Source organism: Streptacidiphilus sp. ASG 303, assembly GCF_020991365.1.
GTDB lineage: Bacteria > Actinomycetota > Actinomycetes > Streptomycetales > Streptomycetaceae > Peterkaempfera.
Map to the genome: position 1 here is coordinate 95048 of NZ_JAJLRA010000005.1, position 17828 is coordinate 112875.

Below are 17828 nucleotides of genomic sequence, written 5' to 3' on the forward strand. Positions count from 1 at the left end.
ATGACGACCACAGCCAAGGGGACGGCCCCCGCCGGGGGGACCGGGCCCGCCGTCACCGCCGAGGACGTGCGCCGCCGCGTCCGCGCCCTCCTCGACGCCCACGGCACCGCCGACCGCACCGCCTTCCTCCGCGCCCGCTTCGACGCCGGACTGGCCTGGGTGCACTTCCCCGAGGGCCTCGGCGGCCTCGGCGCCCCCCGCGGGCTCCAGGCCGTCGCCGACGCGGAGCTCGCCGCCGCGGGCGCCCCCGACAACAACCCCCGCGCCAACGGCATCGGCCTCGGCATGGCCGCGCCCACCCTCCTGCGCTTCGGCACGCCCGAGCAGCAGGCCCGCTTCCTGCGGCCGCTGTGGACCGGCGAGGAGACCTGGTGCCAGCTCTTCAGCGAGCCCGGCGCCGGCTCGGACCTGGCCGCGCTCGGCACCCGGGCCGTCCTCGACGGGGACACCTGGACCGTCGACGGCCAGAAGGTGTGGACCTCCGGCGCCCACACCGCCCGCTGGGCCATCCTCGTCGCCCGCACCGACCCGGACGCGCCCAAGCACCGCGGCATCACCTACTTCGTCTGCGACATGACCGACCCCGGCGTCGAGGTCCGGCCGCTGCGGCAGATCACCGGCGAGGCCGAGTTCAACGAGGTCTTCCTGACCGGCGTGCGCATCCCCGACGCCCACCGGATCGGCGAGGCCGGCGACGGCTGGCGGGTCGCCCAGACCACCCTCAACAACGAGCGCGTCGCCATCGGCGGCCAGCGCACGCCCCGCGAGGGCGGCATGATCGGCACCGTCGCCGCCACCTGGCGCGACCGGCCCGAGCTGCGCACCCACGACCTGCACCAGCGGCTGCTGCACGGCTGGGTCGAGGCCGAGGTCGCCCGGCTCACCGGCGAGCGGCTGCGCCAGCAGCTCGCGGTGGGCCAGCCCGGCCCCGAGGGCGCCGCGATGAAGCTCGCCTTCGCGCGGCTCGCGCAGCACCTCAGCGGCCTGGAGGTGGAGCTGCTGGGCGAGGAGGGCCTCGGCTACGGCGACTGGACCATGGTCCGGCCGGACCACGTCGACTTCCTCGGCCGCGACGCCGGCTACCGGTACCTGCGCGCCAAGGGCAACTCCATCGAGGGCGGCACCTCGGAGATCCTGCGGAACATCATCGCCGAGCGGGTGCTGGGCCTGCCCGCCGAGCCGCGCACCGACAAGGACGTGCCCTGGAAGGAGCTCCCCCGATGACCACCCCCGACCTGCTCTACTCCGAGGTCGAGGAGGACCTGCGGGCGAGCGTCCGCGCCCTGCTGGCGGACCGCTGCCCGCCCGCGGCGGTCCTCGCCCGCGCCGAGGGGCCCGCCCCGTACGACGGGAAGCTCTGGCACGCCCTCGCCCGCGAGCTGGGCGCCGCCGGGCTCCAGGTGCCCGAGGAGCACGGCGGGGCGGGCGCCACGCTGCGCGAGACCGCCGTCGTGCTGGAGGAGCTGGGCCGGGCCGCCGCGCCCACCCCGTTCCTCGGCAGCGCCGTGCTGGCCACCACCGCCCTGCTCGCCTGCGCGGGCGGCGCGGAGCTGCTCGCGGAGCTCGCCGCCGGGGAGCGCACCGCCGCCCTCGCCGTCCCCCTGGCGGCCGCGCCCGGGACGGGGTTCCCGTGGGCCGGCCTCCCGCAGACGGTGCGGGCCGACGGCGCCGGCGCCCTCACCGGCCGGGTGGCCGCCGTCGCCGACGCGGCCGCCGCCGACGTGCTGCTGGTCCCGGCCGCCGGCCCGGACGGGCCCGGCCTGTACGCGGTCGAGGCGGACGCGGCCGGCCTCGCGGTGGCGCCCCGGACCTCCCTCGACCTGACCCGGCCGCTCGCCGACCTCGCCCTGCACGGCGTGCCGGCCCGCCGCCTGGCCGGTCCGGCGGAGGCCCCCGCCGCCGTGGAGCGGGCCCTGCTCACCGGCGCCGGGCTGCTCGCCTCCGAGCAGCTGGGCATCGCCGAGTGGTGCCTCGCCACCACGACGGCCTACCTGAAGGAGCGCCGCCAGTTCGGCCGCCCGGTCGGGTCCTTCCAGGCCGTCAAGCACCGCCTGGCCGACCTGTGGCTGGAGGCGGCCGGGGCCCGGGCCGCCGCCCGGGGCGCCGCCGACGCGCTGGCCCGGGGCGCGGAGGACGCGCCGCTCGCCGTCGCGGTGGCGCAGGCGTACTGCGGCGACGCGGCGGTGCGCGCCGCCGAGGAGTGCGTGCAGCTGCACGGCGGCATCGGCATGACCTGGGAGCACCCGGCCCACCTGTACCTCAAGCGGGCGAAGGCCGACCAGATCGCGCTGGGCACCCCGGGCCGCCACCGCGCCGCCCTCGCGGTCCTCGCCGACCTGCCCGCCCCCACGGGCTGACGCCCCGGCGCCGCACCCGCACCCCACGGCCCCGGCGGGCCCCGGACACGGTCCCGGGGCCCGCCGGGGCCGTCCGCGCCCTCGCCGGACCGCCCCGGCACGGTCAAGCTGGAGGGGAACCCCGAGGACCCCGAGGAGCGGACCGGCGGATGCAGCAGCTCACGCAGTGGCTCGGCGACCTGGCCGGGGCCCCGGCCTACGGCGCGGTGGCACTGCTCGTCTTCTGCGAGGTGGCGGTCCCCTTCGGGTTCCTGCTGCCCGGCGAGACCTCCGTCGTGCTCGGCGGGGTGCTGGCGCAGCACGGACGGGTCTCGGTGGCCGCGGTCGCCGCCGTGGCCGCGGCGGCGGCCGTCGCCGGGGACTCCGCCGGGTACCTCGTCGGCCGGCTGACCGGCGGCCGGCTCCGGGAGGCCGCGCCGCGCGGCCGCAACGGCGAGCGGCTGCGGCGGGCGGAGCGGCTGATGGAGCGGCACGGCGCGGCCGCCGTCTTCGCCGGGCGCCTGGTCCCGTTCGTCCGCTCGGCCGTGCCGCTGCTGGCGGGCGCGGCCCGGATGCCGTACGGGCGGTTCCTGCTGGTGGACGCGCTCGCCGGGCTGGTCTGGGGCACGGGCTCGGCCCTGCTCGGCTACGCCGCCGGCGCGGCCTGGAGCCGGGCGGCGCACGCCGTCGGCGGGTCGCTGCTGGTCCTGCTGGCCGCGGCCTGCGCCGCCGCCCTGGCGGTGCGGCGCTACCGGGGCGGCAGGGACGGGAGGGAGTCCGCGGGGCCCGCTCCGGAGGAGGGGTGTACGGGCGGGCCCGGCCCGCGGAGGACTCCCGTCCGGGGCCCGGCCGCGGCGGCGGACCGCACCGCGGCGGGCCCGGACGCCGGGCGGCGGGCTCCGGGGGGCGCCGACGCCGGTGAGGACGGCGGGAGCGCCGGCCGGGCCGGCGGCACGGGCAGGACGGGCGGCACGGGCGGCACCGGGAGCGGCGGCGCGGGTCCCGGGGGCGGCCCCCGGGACCCGCGCCGGGTTCAGCCCCGGTAGGCCTCCAGCAGCCGCAGCCACACCTCGCTGACGGTCGGGTAGGACGGGACCGCGTGCCACAGCCGGTCCAGCGGCACCTCCCCGGCCACCGCCACGGTGGCCGAGTGCAGCAGCTCGGCGACGCCCGGCCCGACGAAGGTGACGCCGAGCAGCACGCCCCGGTCCTCGTCGACGACCATGCGGGCCCGCCCCCGGTAGCCGTCCGCGTACAGGCTCGCCCCGGCGACCGCGCCGAGGTCCTGGTCGACGGCGCGGACGCGGTGCCCGGCCCGCTCGGCCTCCGCCGCCGAGAGCCCCACGGCGGCGGCCTCGGGATCGGTGAAGACCACCTGCGGGACGGCCGCGTGGTCGGCGGTGGCCGCGTGGGCGCCCCAGGGCGCGGTGTCGGGCTCCCGCCCGGCGGCGCGCTCGCCGATGGCGGCGCCCGCGATCCGCGCCTGGTACTTGCCCTGGTGGGTGAGCAGGGCGCGGTGGTTGGCGTCGCCGACCGCGTACAGCCAGCCGCCCTCCACGCCGCGGACCCGGCAGGTGTCGTCGACGTCCAGCCAGGAGCCGGGCTCCAGGCCGACGGTCTCCAGGCCGAGGTCGGCGGTGCGGGGCGCGCGGCCGGTCGCGAAGAGCACCTCGTCGGCCTCCAGCCGCTCCCCGCCCCCGAGGACGAGCGTCACGGGGCCGCTGCCGCCGGGCCGGTGCAGTTCGGCGACGGAGGTGCCGGTGCGGACGTCGACGCCCGCGCGGGCGAGCCCCTCGGCGACGAGCTCGCCGGCGAAGGGCTCCATGCGGGGCAGCAGGCGCCCGCCGCGGACGAGCAGGGTGACGGCGGAGCCGAGGGCCCGCCAGGCGGTGGCCATCTCCACGGCGACGACGCCGCCGCCGACCACGGCGAGGCGGCCGGGGACGGTGTGCGAGCCGGTGGCCTCCCGGCTGGTCCAGGGCCGGGCCTCGGCGATGCCGGGCAGGTCGGGGACGGCGGCGCGGGTGCCGGTGCAGACGGCGACGGCGTGACGGGCCGTGAGCACCAGCCGCCCGCCCTCGGCGGTGTCGACGAGGACCCGGCGGGGGCCGTCGAGCCGCCCGTGGCCGCGGACCAGGTCGGCGCCGATGCCCTTGACCCAGTCGGCCTGGCCGTCGTCGTGCCAGTGGGAGGTGAAGCCGTCGCGGCGGGCGAGGACGGCGGCGGCGTCCAGCTCCCCCGTCACGGCCTCGCGGGCGCCGGCGACGCGGCGGGCGTCGGCGAGGGCGGCGGCGGGGCGCAGCAGCGCCTTGCTGGGCATGCAGGCCCAGTAGGAGCACTCGCCGCCGACGAGCTCGCTCTCCACGACGGCGGTGGTCAGCCCGGCGGCGCGGGCCCGGTCGGCGACGTTCTCGCCCACCGGTCCGGCCCCGATGACCACGACGTCGTACGTGTCGGACGCGCCCATGCGTGCTCCCCTTCGTGCTGCCGGCGGACCCGGTGCGGACCCGCTGCCATCCCTTCCCCCGGGCGGCGGGGGCCGAACCGGCGGCCCGAGGGGGGCTCGCGCGGGGCGCACCCGATCGGCGGACCGGGCGGTGTGGGCGGGGGCGGTGCGGCGCATCCTTCGGGGGTGCGCATCCCGACCGCGGCGGTCCTGCCGGCCGCCGCCCTCTCCGCCGTGCTCTGCGGCGCCCCGGCGGGATCCGGGGTCCCCGCGGACCACGGCGTCCGGCCGGTTCCCGACGCCCCGGCGGTGCGGGCCGCACCGGCCGCGGGCTGCACCGGCTCCGTCCCATTCGCCTCCGGCGAGGACGGCTACGCGGTGTTCCGCATCCCGGCCCTGGCGTGGACGCGGGGGGTGCTGGTGGCGTTCGCCGAGGGCCGCCGCGACGGCCCGGCCGACGACGGGGACATCGACGTGGTGGCGCGGCGCTCCCTCGACGGCGGCTGCAGCTGGGGGCCGCTGCGGGTGGTCGCGGACGACGGCCCGGACACCGTCGGCAACCCGGCGCCCGTGGTGGACCGGGGGACGGGGCGCGTCGTGCTGCTGACGACCCGCCAGCACGGCGGCCGCGCGGGCGCGCGCGACCGGCGGGTGTGGCTGCAGTCGAGCCCCGACGGCGGCGCCTCCTGGACGGAGCCGGTGGAGATCACCGCCGACGTGAAGCGGCCCGGCTGGCGCTGGTACGCGACGGGCCCCGGCCACGGCGTGGAGCTGCGCTCCGGCCGCATGGCGGTCGCGGCCGACCACACCGACGGCGGCAGCCTGCACGGCGCACACCTGCTGCTCAGCGACGACGGCGGGCGCCACTGGCGGATCGGCGCGGTCGACGACCACGACGACGGGGAGCTGAACCCGGACGAGACGGCCGTCGCCGAACTCCCCGACGGCAGCCTCTACCTCAACACCCGCGACCAGTACGGGCGGACCCCGGCGACCCGGGCCTTCACCCGCAGCGAGGACGGCGGGGAGTCGTTCACGGCGCCCTTCCGGCCGCTGCCGGGGCTCGCGGCGCCGGTGGTGCAGGGGTCGCTGCTCCAGGTGCGCGGCGCGCCCTGCCTTCCCCTGCTGCTCGCGGCGCCGGACGACCCGGCCCGGCGGCGGGGCATGGCCGTGCGGCGCAGCACCGACGGCGGTCTCGGCTGGAACACGGAGGCCCGGCTCACGGACGGCCCGGCGGCGTACTCGGACCTGGCCGAGGTGGCGCCGGGGGTCGTGGGGGTGCTGTACGAGACGGGCGGCGGCGGCCCGTACGAGCGGATCGCCTTCCGGCTGGTCCCGGTGGGCTGCGGAGCGGGGTGGTGAGCGGCCGGGGCGGACCGGGGAGGGGCGGGCGGCCCCTCCCCGGGCGGACCCTCCCCGGCCGGGCCGGCGGCGGGCGGCTCAGCGGCGCGGCAGGCGGACCACCTGGACGAAGAACTCGTCGATCTGGCGGACGGCGGCGATGAACTGGTCCAGGTCGACCGGCTTGGTGACGTAGGCGTTGGCGTGCAGCTTGTAGCTGCGCAGGATGTCCTCCTCGGCGGCGGAGGTGGTGAGCACCACGACCGGGATGAGCGCGAGGTCCGGGTCGGACTTGATGCGCTCCAGCACCTGCCGGCCGTCGTACTTGGGCAGGTTGAGGTCGAGCAGGATCAGGTCCGGCCGGGGGGCGTCGGTGTGGGCGCCCCGGCGGTAGAGGAAGTCGAGGGCCTCCTCGCCGTCCCGCACCACGTGCAGGGTGTTGCCGATCTTGTTGTCCTCGAACGCCTCCCGGGTCATCAGCTCGTCACCCGGGTCGTCCTCGACCAGCAGGACCTCGATCGGGGCTGCGGGGGTGCTCATGCGGGGGCTCCTTCGGTGGAGGCGGCCTCGGCCTCGGCGTGAGCCTCGGTCTCGGTGCTGGAGGCGGTCGCGGGGCGGGAGGTGGTCTCGGCGGCGGGGGCGGCCTCGGCGGCGGAGGCGGCAGCGGTGCGGTCGGCGGCGGTCGCGGGCCGGGGGACGGACGCGGCGGCGTCGGAGCCGGGGGCCGCGGCGGCGTCGGAGCCGGGGGCCGCGGCGTCCCCGTCCGCGGCGGTGTCCGCCTGCGCGGCCGGCAGCGTGAAGTGGATGCTCGCACCCTCGGCGCGGTCGGTGTCCAGCCAGATCCGGCCGCCGTGGTGCTCGACGATCTTCTTGCAGAGGGCCAGGCCGATGCCGGTGCCGGTGTAGGCGTCGCGCCCGTGCAGCCGCTGGAAGATCACGAAGACCTTCTCCGCGAACTGCCCGGGGATGCCGATGCCGTTGTCGGTGACCGAGAAGTGCCAGCCCTCCTCCTCGTCCGGACGGGCCTCGATCCGGACCACGGGCGGGCGCGACGGGTCGCGGAACTTCACGGCGTTGCCGACCAGGTTCTGCCAGAGCATGGCGAGCAGCATGGGGTCGCCGGTGATCTCCGGGAGGGCGTCGGGCCGCTCGACCACGGCGCCGCTCTCCTCGACGGCGGCGGCGAGGTTGGCGAGCGCCTTGTCGAGGGTGCGGTCCAGCTCGACGGGGAGCCGGGCGTCGTTGAGCCGCCCCACGCGGGAGAAGGTGAGCAGGTCGTTGATGAGGACCTGCATGCGCTTGGCGCCGTCCACCGCGAAGCCGATGTACTGGGTGCCGCGCTCGTCCAGCTTGTCGCCGTAGCGCTTCTCCAGCAGCTGGCAGAAGGAGGCGACCTTCCGCAGCGGCTCCTGGAGGTCGTGCGAGGCGACGTAGGCGAACTGCTCCAGTTCGGCGTTGGAGCGGCGCAGCTCGACGGCCTGCGCGTCGAGGTCGGCGGCCTGCCGGGCGAGGGTCTCCCGCTTGGCCTGGGAGGACTCCAGCTCCTCCACGATGCGGTCGCGCATGGCCTCCACGTCGGCGGCGAGGAGCCGCAGGTCGGCGGGGCCGTCCTCGGTGATCCGGTGGCCGAACTGCCCGGCGGCCACCTTGCGGGAGTCGGCGCCCAGGGCCCGCAGCGGGCGTCCGACGATCATCTGGAGCAGCACCGCGAGGCCCGCGCAGGTGACCAGGAAGCCGCCGACCATGGCGCCGAGGACCCCGTCGCGCATGGTGCGGATGCGCTTGAGCTCGGCGCGGGCGCGGTCCCGCTCCTGGACCAGGTGCCGGTCCTGGTCGGTGAAGGCCGTACGCACCTGGTCGAAGGACCGCTTGCTCCGGTCCAGCAGGGTGCTGTCGTCGCCGGGCCGCTCGCCCGCGCGGGTCCTGTCGATCAGCGGCTCGGCGAAGTCGCGGCGCCAGGAGGCGGCGGCCTGCTCGACCCGGTCCAGGTCGGCGGCGGCCGCGGGGCTGCCGGCGGTCATCGTGCGCAGCAGGCGCCCGGCGTCGGCGGCCTCGGCCAGGCCGCGGGTGTACGGGTCCAGGAAGCGCGGGTCGCGGCTGATGACGTAGCCCCGCACGCCGGTCTCCTGGTCGGCCAGGGCCGCCTGCAGGCGGTAGGCCTGGGTGCGGGAGGGCAGCACCTCGCCCTGGAGGTGGTCGGAGACGTCGGCGGTGCGGGACAGGAGCTGGGAGCCGACCACGGCGGCGACCACGACCAGCACGCCCATCAGGGCCAGGACGAGGTTGAACCAGCCCTGCACGGTCAGCCGGCCGGTCAGGGTGCGGCGGGAGGCGGGCGGCGCGGGGCTCATGAGTCGGTCTGCTTCCATCCGAGGTGGACGAGGGCGACGTCGTCGGCCAGGCCGCCGTGTCCGGCGGCCGCGGCCTCGGCGTCGCTGATGAGGGTGTCGACGAACAGGTCGGACGCCAGGCCGGCGGCCTTGCGGGCCAGCGCCAGCAGGCCACGCTCCCCCAGCCGCTCGCGGCCGCGGCCGGTGTGCCCCTCGAAGAGGCCGTCCGTGAAGAGCGCCAGCCCGGCGCCGGGCGGCAGGGGCAGCTCCTCCTGCGGCCAGTGTGCCAGGCCGGGCAGGAGGCCGAGGGCGGGTCCGCCGGGCGGCTCCACCCACTCCACGTCGCCGCCGACGCGCTGCAGCATGCCCGGGTGGCCGGCGCGCACCACCCGCACCCGGCGGCGGTCGGGGGTGAAGGAGAGGCTGGTCAGGGTCGCGAAGAGCTGCTCGCCGTCGCGCTCGGCCACCAGGATCTGCTCCAGCAGCTCCATGAGGGTCGACCCGGAGCTGCCGGCCAGGACGAAGGAGCGCCACGCCACCCGGAGGCAGACGCCGAGGGCGGCCTCCGCCGGTCCGTGGCCCGAGACGTCGCCGACGACGGCGTGCACCGTGCCGTCGGCGGTCTCCACCACGTCGTAGAAGTCGCCGCCGAGCAGCGCCTGGGCGCGGCCGGGGCGGTAGCGGGACACGACCTCGAAGCCGTCGCCGCGCAGCAGCGGCACCGGCAGCAGGCCGCGCTCCAGGCGGGAGTTCTCCTGGGCGCGCACCCGCTCCACCTGGAGGGCGGCGGCGGCCTGCTCGACCTGCTTGCGCTGGGCGGCGTAGCGGACGGCGCGGCCGAAGAGCTGCGGCTCCAGCTGCCCCTTGACCAGGTAGTCCTGGGCGCCGGCGGCGACCGCGGCGAGGCCGGAGGCCTCCTCGGCGAGCCCGGTGAGGACGACCACGGCGGCCCCGGGGGCGGCCGCGAGGAGCTGGGTGACCGCGTCCAGGCCGTGGGCGTCGGGCAGGTGCAGGTCCAGCAGGATGCAGCCGGGGACGCCCTGCTCGGCCAGGACGCGGCGGGCGTCCGCGAGGGAGCGGGCCCAGGAGAGGGCGGCGGAGATGCCGCTGTCGGCGAGCAGCTCCTCGACGAGGAGGGCGTCGCCCGGGTCGTCCTCCACCAGCAGCAGCGCGACCGGGTCCCCCGGCCACGCGGAGCGGGACGCCTCCAGCGTCCCGCTCAGCACCGCGTCCGCGTTCCTGCGCGGCGCCGGCACCCCTTCCAGGGCCTCAGCCATCCTCTTCCCTTCGACCACCCGCCTGCGCGCACGGCGACACCGGGCAGCACACAACCAGGGGAAGGGTACTTGCCCGAGGGCACGTACAGGCGGTTTCACCGGCCGCAACGGCGGCGGGGAGCGGGCCGGTGGCGCTCCGGAACAGGAGCCGCACCCCTTTTGACCTGCTTTGTTGCATTTCCCTACGCCATCCTTACAGCCCGGGGGGGATGCTCGTCACAACCCCTTCGGGGAGCCCCACCGGGGGGCGGCAGCCCACCCCTCGCGATCGGAGACAGCGATGACCTTCGTGCCCTACGTCGAAGCCCTCGCCTTCTGGGGCAGGGCCGTCCAGAACGGCTCCGCCCCCCGCGACTACGCCATCGGTGTCCTGCTCGACCACCCCCTGATCACGGACCACTCCGCCGGCACCCCGGAGCAGAAGGCGGACCTGGTCGCCGGCGACCTCGACGCCTGGGAGGACCGGGTCGTGGAGATGCTCTGGGACCCGCAGGCCGACGTCGACGAGGGCCTGCGCCGCTCGCAGGGGCTGCCGGCCCGGCCCGAGCGCCCGCAGCGCACCTCCGGGTAGGACCGCGGCGGCCGCGACGGCAACGGGCCGGCCGGGCCGGGCCGGGCGGGCCGGGCGCGGACAGGCCGGAGCAGGACGGTACAGGACAGGACGGGACAGGACGGCGGGACCCGGGGCGGCGCCCCGGGTCCCGCGCCGTCCGCGCGGCGTGTCACCGCGACGCGGCCCCGGCCGCCGCGCCACCGTTGAGGTATGCCCGTTTCGATCGCCCTCTTCACCTCCGACCTGCGCGTCCACGACCAGCCGGTGCTGCGTGCCGCGCTCGACGACGCGGACCGGGTGGTGCCGCTGTTCGTCCTGGACGACGCCGTCCTCGCCTCCGGCTTCACCGCCCCCAACCGCGCGGCCTTCCTCGCCGACTCCCTGGAGGACCTCGACGCCTCCCTGCGGGACCTCGGCGGCCGGCTGGTGGTCCGGCGCGGCGACCCGGCCAGGGTGGCGGCGGAGCTGGCCGCGGAGACCGGGGCGGACACCGTGCACGTCGCGTCCGGGGTCAGCCGCCACGCCCAGCGGCGCGAGGACCGCCTGCGGGAGGCGCTCGGCGGCCGGCTGCGGGTCCACGACGCGGTGGTGACCGTCGTCGCCCCCGGCGCCGCGGTGCCCGCGGGCAAGGACCACTTCGCGGTCTTCACCCCCTACCTGCGGCGCTGGGAGGCCGCGGCCCGGCGCGAGGTCCTGGACCCGCCGCACCGGGTGGCGGTCCCGGAGGGGGTCCGCGGCGAGCCCCTGGCCGACGTCCGCGCCGCCCTGGCGAAGGCCGGCGGCGGGGAGCCCTCCCCGGGCCTGCCGCGCGGCGGGGAGACCGAGGCGCGCCGGCGCTGGGACGCGTGGGTGTCGGGCCCGGTGGCGGCCTACGAGGACCGGCGCGACGAGCTGGCGGGCGACGCCACCTCGCGGCTCAGCCCCTACCTGCACTTCGGCTGCCTGTCGGCGACCGAGGCGGTGCGGGGCGCGGGTGCCGAGGGCAGCGTCGGCGCGGAGTCGTTCGTGCGGCAGCTGGCCTGGCGCGACTTCCACCACCAGGTGCTGGCGGCCCGCCCCGGCGCCGCGTCCGCCGACTACCGGCCGCGCGGCGACGCGTGGGAGGCGGACGCGCGGGAGGTGGCGGCCTGGCGGGAGGGCCGCACCGGCTTCCCGGTGGTCGACGCGGGCATGCGGCAGCTCGCCCACGAGGGCTGGATGCACAACCGGGCCCGGCTGCTGACCGCGAGCTTCCTCACCAAGACCCTGTACGCGGACTGGCGGCTCGGCGCCGCACACTTCCTGCACCTGCTGGTCGACGGGGACATGGCCAACAACCAGCTCAACTGGCAGTGGGTGGCCGGCACCGGCACCGACACCCGGCCCAACCGGGTCCTCAACCCGCTGGTGCAGGCCAAGCGCTTCGACCCGCGGGGGGACTACGTCCGCCGCTGGGTGCCGGAGCTGGCGGGCGTGGAGGGGGCTGCGGTGCACGAGCCGTGGCGGCTGCCGCGCTCCCGGCGGGAGCAACTGGGCTATCCGGCGCCGGTCGTGGACCCGGGGGCGGTCGGGGAGCGCTTCCGGCGCGGGCGGGGCCTGGAGCCGTAGGAGGGCCGGTCCGGGACGGGCGGCGGCCGGGGCCGTACGGCGGGGCGGGCCGGGTGGGGAACCCCCGGCCCGCCCCGGCGGCCCGGCGGTGGCGGCCCGCCCCGGGCCGCCGCACCCGGCACCGCCGCGCCCGGGGCGTTAAGGTCGCGTCAAGATGCGGGGCCGCGGTGCACACCGCCGCACGTGCCGGGGATGCCCGCCCCACCGGCCCGTTGGCCCGCGCCCGGCGCCGGGACGGCACCCGCGCGCTCCCCGTCTGCGGTGACGGTTTCTCGTACGCTCGCCTGGCCGTCCACCCGGGCGGTCATATCGTCAGCCGGTACGACAGGAGTCCATGGTGTCCACCACCGTCCCCTCGCAGCAGGGCCGGACAGCCGGGGGCCGCTTCCGCGCCTGGCTGCTGGAGGGGCTGTCCGACCGGGCCGGGCAGCAGTCCGGCCCGCACGCCGCGCCGCAGGCCGGGCACGCCGGGCAGCGCTGGTGGCGGGTCATGTGCCTCACCGGCCTGGACTACTTCTCCACCCTGGGCTACCAGCCCGGCATCGCCGCCCTGGCGGCCGGCCTGCTCTCCCCGCTGGCCACGGTGGTCCTGGTCGTGGTGACGCTCTGCGGCGCACTGCCGGTGTACCGGCGGGTGGCGCACGAGAGCCCGCACGGCGAGGGCTCGATCGCGATGCTGGAGCGGCTGCTCTCGTTCTGGCAGGGCAAGCTGTTCGTCCTGGCCCTCCTGGGCTTCGCGGCGACCGACTTCCTCATCACCATCACCCTCTCGGCCGCCGACGCCACCGCCCACCTGGTGGAGAACCCGCACCTGACCAGCACCTTCCAGGGCCACGAGGTCGTCATCACCCTGGTGCTGGTGGCGCTGCTCGGCGCCGTCTTCCTCAAGGGCTTCACCGAGGCGATCGGCGTCGCCGTCGTCCTGGTCGGCGTCTACCTGGCGCTGAACGTGGTGGTCGTCGCGGTCGGCCTGTGGCACGTCGGCGGGTCGCCGCACCTGGTCACCGACTGGTCGCACGCGCTCACCGCCCAGCACGGCAACCCGGTCGCCATGGTCGGGGTCGCCCTGCTGGTCTTCCCCAAGCTGGCGCTGGGCCTGTCCGGCTTCGAGACCGGCGTGGCCGTCATGCCCCACATCGAGGGGGCGCCCGATGACACCGAGGAGCGCCCGACCGGCCGGATCCAGGGCGCGCGCAAGCTGCTGACCACGGCCGCGGTCATCATGAGCTGCTTCCTGATCACCAGCAGCATCATCACCACCCTGCTCATCCCGCAGAAGGAGTTCCAGCCGGGCGGGGCGGCGAACGGACGCGCCCTGGCCTACCTGGCCCACGAGTACCTGGGCTCCGGGTTCGGCACGGTCTACGACGTCTCGACCATCGCCATCCTGTGGTTCGCCGGCGCCTCCGCCATGGCGGGCCTGCTCAACCTCATGCCCCGCTACCTCCCCCGCTACGGTATGGCCCCGCACTGGGCGCGGGCGGTGCGCCCGATGGTGATGGTCTTCACCCTCATCGCCTTCCTGGTCACCTGGCTCTTCAAGGCCGACGTGGACGCCCAGGGCGGCGCGTACGCCACCGGCGTGCTGGTGCTCATCACCTCCGCCGCGATCGCGGTGACCATCGCGGCCCGGCGCGCCCGCCAGCGCGGCTGGACGGCCGTCTTCGGCGCGATCTCGCTGGTCTTCCTGTACACGACCGGCGCCAACGTGGTGGAGCGGCCCGACGGCGTCAAGATCGGCGCCTGCTTCATCGCGGGCATCATCCTGGTGTCGCTGCTCTCCCGGCTCTCCCGCGCCTTCGAGCTGCGGGTCACCGGCCTGCAGCTGGACGCGATGGCGGAGCGGTTCGTCCGCGACGCCGCCCACCGCCGCATCCGGTTCGTCGCCAACGAGCCCGGGGTGCGCGACGCGGCCGAGTACCGGGACAAGCTGCGGCAGGTGCGCGCCGACAACGACCTCCCGGCCGAGGACGACCTGGTCCTCGTCGAGGTCACCGTCCGCGACCCCTCGGACTTCGAGACCGAGGTGCGGGTGCACGGCGAGGTGCTGCACGGGAAGTACCGGGTGCTCACCCTGGAGGGCGCCGCGATCCCCAACGCCATCGCCGCGCTGCTGCTGCACGTGCGGGACGTCACCGGGGTGATCCCGCACGTCTACTTCGAGTGGACCGAGGGCGGCCCGTTCGCCCAGTTCCTGCGGTTCCTCCTCTTCGGCCAGGGCGAGGTCGCCCCGGTCACCCGCGAGGTGCTGCGCGAGGCCGAGTGCGACCGGGCCCGCCGCCCCCGCGTCCACGTGGGCTGAGCCCCCCGAATCCCCCGCCCGGGCTGCGGTGGTCCGCCCGGCGGGCGGTCCACCGTCCGGTGGACCGCCCGCCGGGTGGCCCGTCCGCACCGCTCAGCCGCGCACCCGGGCCCTCCCCCGGGCGGCGGTCCCCCCGGGGGAGGACGGCAGGTGCACGACGGCGGCCCGGACGCGGCGGCGGGGCAGCGAGCCCGGCAGGGAGGCCAGCAGCGCGGCCGCCGCCGGCACGGCCAGGCGCGGCAGCTCGACCCCCGGGCCGGCCCAGCCCAGGCCGCCGTACCGGTGGGCGACGAAGCCGTCGTAGAACAGCCAGCAGGCGACGGCGACCACCGGGGCCGCCCAGGGCCGGGAGAAGGCCCCCACGGCGGCGGCCACGCCGGCGAGGAGGGCCAGGGACAGCCAGGAGGCCCGGTCCTGGCCGGCGGCGGCGAGGACGAGGCACAGCGCGGCCGCGCCGACGGCGGCCGCGGCGCCGGAGACGGGCACGGTCAGCCGGCCCGCGGCCGGCCGCAGGCGCCGCCCGCCCGGCCGGGCGTAGTACAGGGGACCCCTGAGGACGGACACGGCCGCCTCCCTCGCTCGTCGGACCTTCTGCCGGGCGCCGCGTCCGGTCCGGACCCGTCCGGAGCACACGCGGCGCGCACCTCCAGACCACCACCCGGGGGCACGGACGGCAGGGCCCGTTGACGCGCCCCGAGCGGCGGGGGCCCGGATCCTGACGCGTCCTTGACGCCCGGCCCGGGGCCGGGGCGCCTCACCCGCGCGACGGCCGGCCGGCCCCCGCCACTGGTCCGTCCGGGGGAAGGCGCAGCCGGCGGGCGCTGCGGCGGTGCAGCGCCTCCAGGTCGCGCCGGAGCGGGGACGGCGGCACGGCCAGCACCGGGCAGGAGGCGTGTGTCAGGCAGTACCGGGCCGGGGAGGGGCGCAGGGCCCGCGCCGGCACACCGCGCGGACCGGTGCCGACGACCAGCAGGTCGGCGTCCCGGTCCGCGGTGCGCACCAGGACCTCGCCGGCGCGGCCGCGCACGGCCCAGGAGAGCACCCGCACCCCGGGGTCGGCGCCGCCGAGCGCGGCGTCCAGCGCGGCGCGCAGCCGCTCCCGGGCCAGCCGGCGGCACTCGCCGAGCAGCGGCGGGCACGGGAAGCGGCGGTAGCCGAACTCCCCGCCGGGGGGCTCCCAGGCCAGGACCGCCAGGACCTCGGCGCCGGTGCGCCGGGCCTCGCCCACCGCCCGGTGCAGCGCCGCCAGGCTGCCCAGGGAACCGCTGACCCCGACCACGACGCGTCGACCGCCGCCCTCGTCCACCGCTCACCGCTCCTGTCCTCGTCGTCCTGCGCCCGCAGCCCCCGCGCGTGCGCCCGGGGTGCGGGCGGGCCGCACGCCCGTGGCGGGGCCGTACGGCGGGACGGCCCCGCGGGCCGCCCCCTGCCATGCAACCGGGTCCGCAGCCAGGTCCCGGCCGCCCTTGACACCGTCCTGACGGGCGGCGGCCGCCTCCTGACGGGACCCTGATCCGGCACCACGGCGCACCGCACCGCGCCGCACCGCCGGACCCGGGAGGAGCGGCCCCCGGGAGGAGCGGCCCCGGGACCGGGCCGCCGGGCGCGCGGCGTCAGGAAGGCGTCAAGGCCCGCGAAGGGGCCGTATGGGCGGCGTCAAGGCGGCCGCCGCGCCCCTGAGCAGGTTGTTTCCTGCTCCATGGCCGGTCGTGCACCGGCACCGGGCCACGCCCGGTCCCCCACTCCCGAAAACCCCGGGTGATCCCATGCTCGACGTCGTCCTCATCGGCGTCACGGTCGTCGTCTTCGCCGTCCTCGCCCTGATCGCGCGGGGGGTGGAGCGCCTGTGAGCGCCCTGCCCCCCTGCACACGCCAACCGTCCGCCGCCCGTGCCGGAGTGAAGCGATGAGTGTCGAGAACGTCGTCGGTCTGGTCGTCGCCGTCGTGCTGGTCGGCTACCTGGTGCTGGCCCTGATCCACCCGGAGAAGTTCTGATGAGCCCCACCCTGGCCGGCTGGCTCCAGGTGAGCGTCCTGGTGGGCGCGCTGGCCGCCTGCTACCGCCCGCTGGGCGACTGGATCGCGCACCTGTTCACCTCGCCGAGGCACCTGAGGGCCGAGCGCGCCCTGTACCGGCTGACCGGCGTGGACGGCGACGCCGACCAGCGCTGGCCGGTGTACCTGCGCAGCGTCCTCGCCTTCTCGGCGGTCTCGGTCGTCTTCCTCTACGTCCTCCAGCGGGTGCAGAACCACCTGCTGCTCAGCCTCGGCTTCCCCGCCGTCAAGGCGGACATGGCGTTCAACACCGCCGTCTCCTTCGTGACCAACACCAACTGGCAGTCGTACTCGGGCGAGTCGACCATGGGCCACCTGGTGCAGATGGCCGGCCTGGCGGTGCAGAACTTCGTCTCCGCCGCGGTGGGCATCGCCGTCGTGGCCGCCCTCATCCGGGGCTTCACCCGCAGCCGCACCGACCGGGTCGGCAACTTCTGGGTGGACCTCACCCGGGTCGTGCTGCGCCTGCTGCTGCCGCTGGCGGTCGTCCTCGGCCTGGTCCTCGTGGCCGCGGGCGCGGTCCAGAACCTCCACGGCCTCACCGACGTGCACACCCTCGTCGGCGGCAGCCAGTCGATCACCGGCGGGCCGGTGGCCTCGCAGGAGGTCATCAAGGAGCTGGGCACCAACGGCGGCGGCTTCTACAACGCCAACTCCGCCCACCCCTTCGAGAACCCCAACGGCTTCACGAACTGGCTGGAGGTCTTCCTCATCCTGCTGATCCCGGTGGCGCTGCCGCGCACCTTCGGCCGGATGGTCGGGGACAACCGCCAGGGCTACGCGATCCTCTCCGTGATGGCGGTCTTCTGGGTCGCCTCCGTGGCGCTGGTCACCTTCTTCGAGGCGCAGCACCACGGCGCGGCCGCCCAGGCGGCGGGCGCGGCCACGGAGGGCAAGGAGCAGCGGTTCGGGATCGCGGCATCGGCGCTGTTCGCGGCGTCCACGACGCTCACCTCCACCGGCGCGGTGAACTCCTTCCACGACTCGTACACGCCCTTCGGCGGCGGCGTGACGATCTTCAACATGATGCTGGGCGAGATCGCGCCCGGCGGCGTGGGCTCCGGCCTGTACGGCATGCTGGTCCTCGCGGTCGTGGCGGTCTTCGTGGCCGGCCTGATGGTGGGCCGCACCCCCGAGTACCTGGGCAAGAAGCTCGGCGCCCGGGAGATGAAGTTCGCCTCGCTGTACATCCTCACCACCCCCGCGGTCGTGCTGGTCGGTACCGGCCTGGCGATGGCACTGCCGGGCGAGCGGGCGGACATGCTCAACAGCGGGCCGCACGGCTTCTCCGAGGTGCTGTACGCCTTCACCTCGGCGGCCAACAACAACGGCTCCGCCTTCGCGGGCATCACGGTCAGCACCCCCTGGTGGAACACCGCGCTCGGCCTGGCCATGCTCGTCGGCCGCTTCCTCCCGATGGTGTTCGTCCTGGCGCTCGCCGGCTCACTGGCGCGCCAGCAGCCCGTCCCGGCCACCGAGGGCACCCTGCCCACCCACAAGCCCCTGTTCGTGGGCCTGCTGACCGGCGTCGTCCTGATCGTCGTGGGCCTCACCTACTTCCCGGCGCTCGCGCTGGGGCCGATCGCGGAAGGTCTGTGAGCC

16 protein-coding genes are annotated in these 17828 nt (G+C 77.0%); 10 read left to right on the forward strand and 6 right to left on the reverse strand.

Going from position 1 to position 17828, the window contains the following annotated elements; all coding sequences use genetic code 11:
• The 3 genes from LO771_RS09195 to LO771_RS09205 all read left to right on the forward strand — a co-directional run bounded on the left by LO771_RS09195 (position 1) and on the right by LO771_RS09205 (position 3382).
• On the forward strand, positions 1–1224 hold the full coding sequence (locus tag LO771_RS09195) for an acyl-CoA dehydrogenase family protein (RefSeq protein ID WP_230649674.1): 1224 nt from the start codon (positions 1–3) through the stop codon (positions 1222–1224).
• Positions 1221–2357, forward strand: coding sequence for an acyl-CoA dehydrogenase family protein (locus LO771_RS09200; protein WP_230649675.1), 1137 nt, complete (start codon positions 1221–1223; stop codon positions 2355–2357). The genes LO771_RS09195 and LO771_RS09200 overlap by 4 nt, the downstream gene beginning before the upstream one ends.
• A 149-nt stretch (positions 2358–2506) precedes the next feature.
• Positions 2507–3382 carry a DedA family protein gene (locus LO771_RS09205; protein ID WP_230649677.1) on the forward strand — a complete coding sequence of 292 codons (876 nt, stop codon included), beginning with the start codon at positions 2507–2509 and terminating at the stop codon, positions 3380–3382.
• On the opposite strand, the gene LO771_RS09210 is transcribed toward LO771_RS09205, so the two are convergent.
• A complete protein-coding gene (locus LO771_RS09210) occupies positions 3370–4803 on the reverse strand; it encodes an NAD(P)/FAD-dependent oxidoreductase (RefSeq protein ID WP_230649679.1) in 1434 nt (477 codons plus the stop codon). The two genes, LO771_RS09205 and LO771_RS09210, sit on opposite strands and share 13 nt — an antisense overlap.
• Before the next feature lie 165 nt (positions 4804–4968).
• On the opposite strand from LO771_RS09210, the gene LO771_RS09215 reads away from it, so the two are divergent.
• Positions 4969–6144, forward strand: a complete 1176-nt coding sequence (locus tag LO771_RS09215) for an exo-alpha-sialidase (RefSeq protein WP_230649681.1) — start codon at positions 4969–4971, stop codon at positions 6142–6144.
• Positions 6145–6222: 78 nt separating this feature from the next.
• Here the strand turns inward: LO771_RS09215 and LO771_RS09220 are convergent, their stop codons facing one another.
• The 3 genes from LO771_RS09220 to LO771_RS09230 are packed head-to-tail and all read right to left on the reverse strand — an operon-like array spanning position 6223 to position 9730.
• On the reverse strand, positions 6223–6663 hold the full coding sequence (locus LO771_RS09220; protein WP_230649683.1) for a response regulator: 441 nt from the start codon (positions 6661–6663) through the stop codon (positions 6223–6225).
• Positions 6660–8474, reverse strand: coding sequence for a CHASE3 domain-containing protein (locus tag LO771_RS09225; RefSeq protein ID WP_230649685.1), 1815 nt, complete (start codon positions 8472–8474; stop codon positions 6660–6662). The genes LO771_RS09220 and LO771_RS09225 overlap by 4 nt, the downstream gene beginning before the upstream one ends.
• Entirely contained in the window at positions 8471–9730 is a 1260-nt protein-coding gene (locus LO771_RS09230; RefSeq protein WP_230649686.1) for a PP2C family protein-serine/threonine phosphatase, read from the reverse strand. The genes LO771_RS09225 and LO771_RS09230 overlap by 4 nt, the downstream gene beginning before the upstream one ends.
• Before the next feature lie 280 nt (positions 9731–10010).
• On the opposite strand from LO771_RS09230, the gene LO771_RS09235 reads away from it, so the two are divergent.
• The 3 genes from LO771_RS09235 (at position 10011) to LO771_RS09245 (ending at position 14172) form a co-directional block, all read left to right on the forward strand.
• Positions 10011–10301, forward strand: a complete 291-nt coding sequence (locus tag LO771_RS09235; protein ID WP_230649688.1) for a hypothetical protein — start codon at positions 10011–10013, stop codon at positions 10299–10301.
• Positions 10302–10493: 192 nt separating this feature from the next.
• Entirely contained in the window at positions 10494–11870 is a 1377-nt protein-coding gene (locus tag LO771_RS09240; protein ID WP_230649690.1) for a deoxyribodipyrimidine photo-lyase, read from the forward strand.
• A 334-nt stretch (positions 11871–12204) separates the two neighbouring features.
• Positions 12205–14172 (forward strand): amino acid transporter, encoded by a 1968-nt coding sequence (locus LO771_RS09245; protein WP_230649692.1) that lies wholly within the window; start codon positions 12205–12207, stop codon positions 14170–14172.
• Positions 14173–14265: 93 nt separating this feature from the next.
• Here LO771_RS09245 and LO771_RS09250 read toward each other — a convergent pair whose 3' ends face one another.
• Entirely contained in the window at positions 14266–14736 is a 471-nt protein-coding gene (locus LO771_RS09250) for a hypothetical protein (RefSeq protein ID WP_230649693.1), read from the reverse strand.
• 190 nt (positions 14737–14926) lie between these two features.
• Positions 14927–15478: a universal stress protein gene (locus LO771_RS09255; protein ID WP_230649694.1), complete on the reverse strand. Its 552-nt coding sequence runs from the start codon at positions 15476–15478 to the stop codon at positions 14927–14929.
• A 340-nt stretch (positions 15479–15818) separates the two neighbouring features.
• Between LO771_RS09255 and LO771_RS09260 the strand changes: the two genes are divergently transcribed.
• From LO771_RS09260 to kdpA, 3 genes are read left to right on the forward strand one after another with little or no spacing between them, the layout of a single operon-like run.
• Positions 15819–16022 carry a hypothetical protein gene (locus tag LO771_RS09260; protein WP_230649696.1) on the forward strand — a complete coding sequence of 68 codons (204 nt, stop codon included), beginning with the start codon at positions 15819–15821 and terminating at the stop codon, positions 16020–16022.
• Positions 16023–16077: 55 nt separating this feature from the next.
• On the forward strand, positions 16078–16167 hold the full coding sequence (kdpF, locus tag LO771_RS09265) for a K(+)-transporting ATPase subunit F (RefSeq protein ID WP_230649698.1): 90 nt from the start codon (positions 16078–16080) through the stop codon (positions 16165–16167).
• On the forward strand, positions 16167–17825 hold the full coding sequence (gene kdpA, locus LO771_RS09270) for a potassium-transporting ATPase subunit KdpA (protein ID WP_230649699.1): 1659 nt from the start codon (positions 16167–16169) through the stop codon (positions 17823–17825). Before kdpF ends, kdpA begins: the two co-directional genes overlap by 1 nt.
• The last annotated feature ends 3 nt before the right edge of the window (positions 17826–17828 follow it).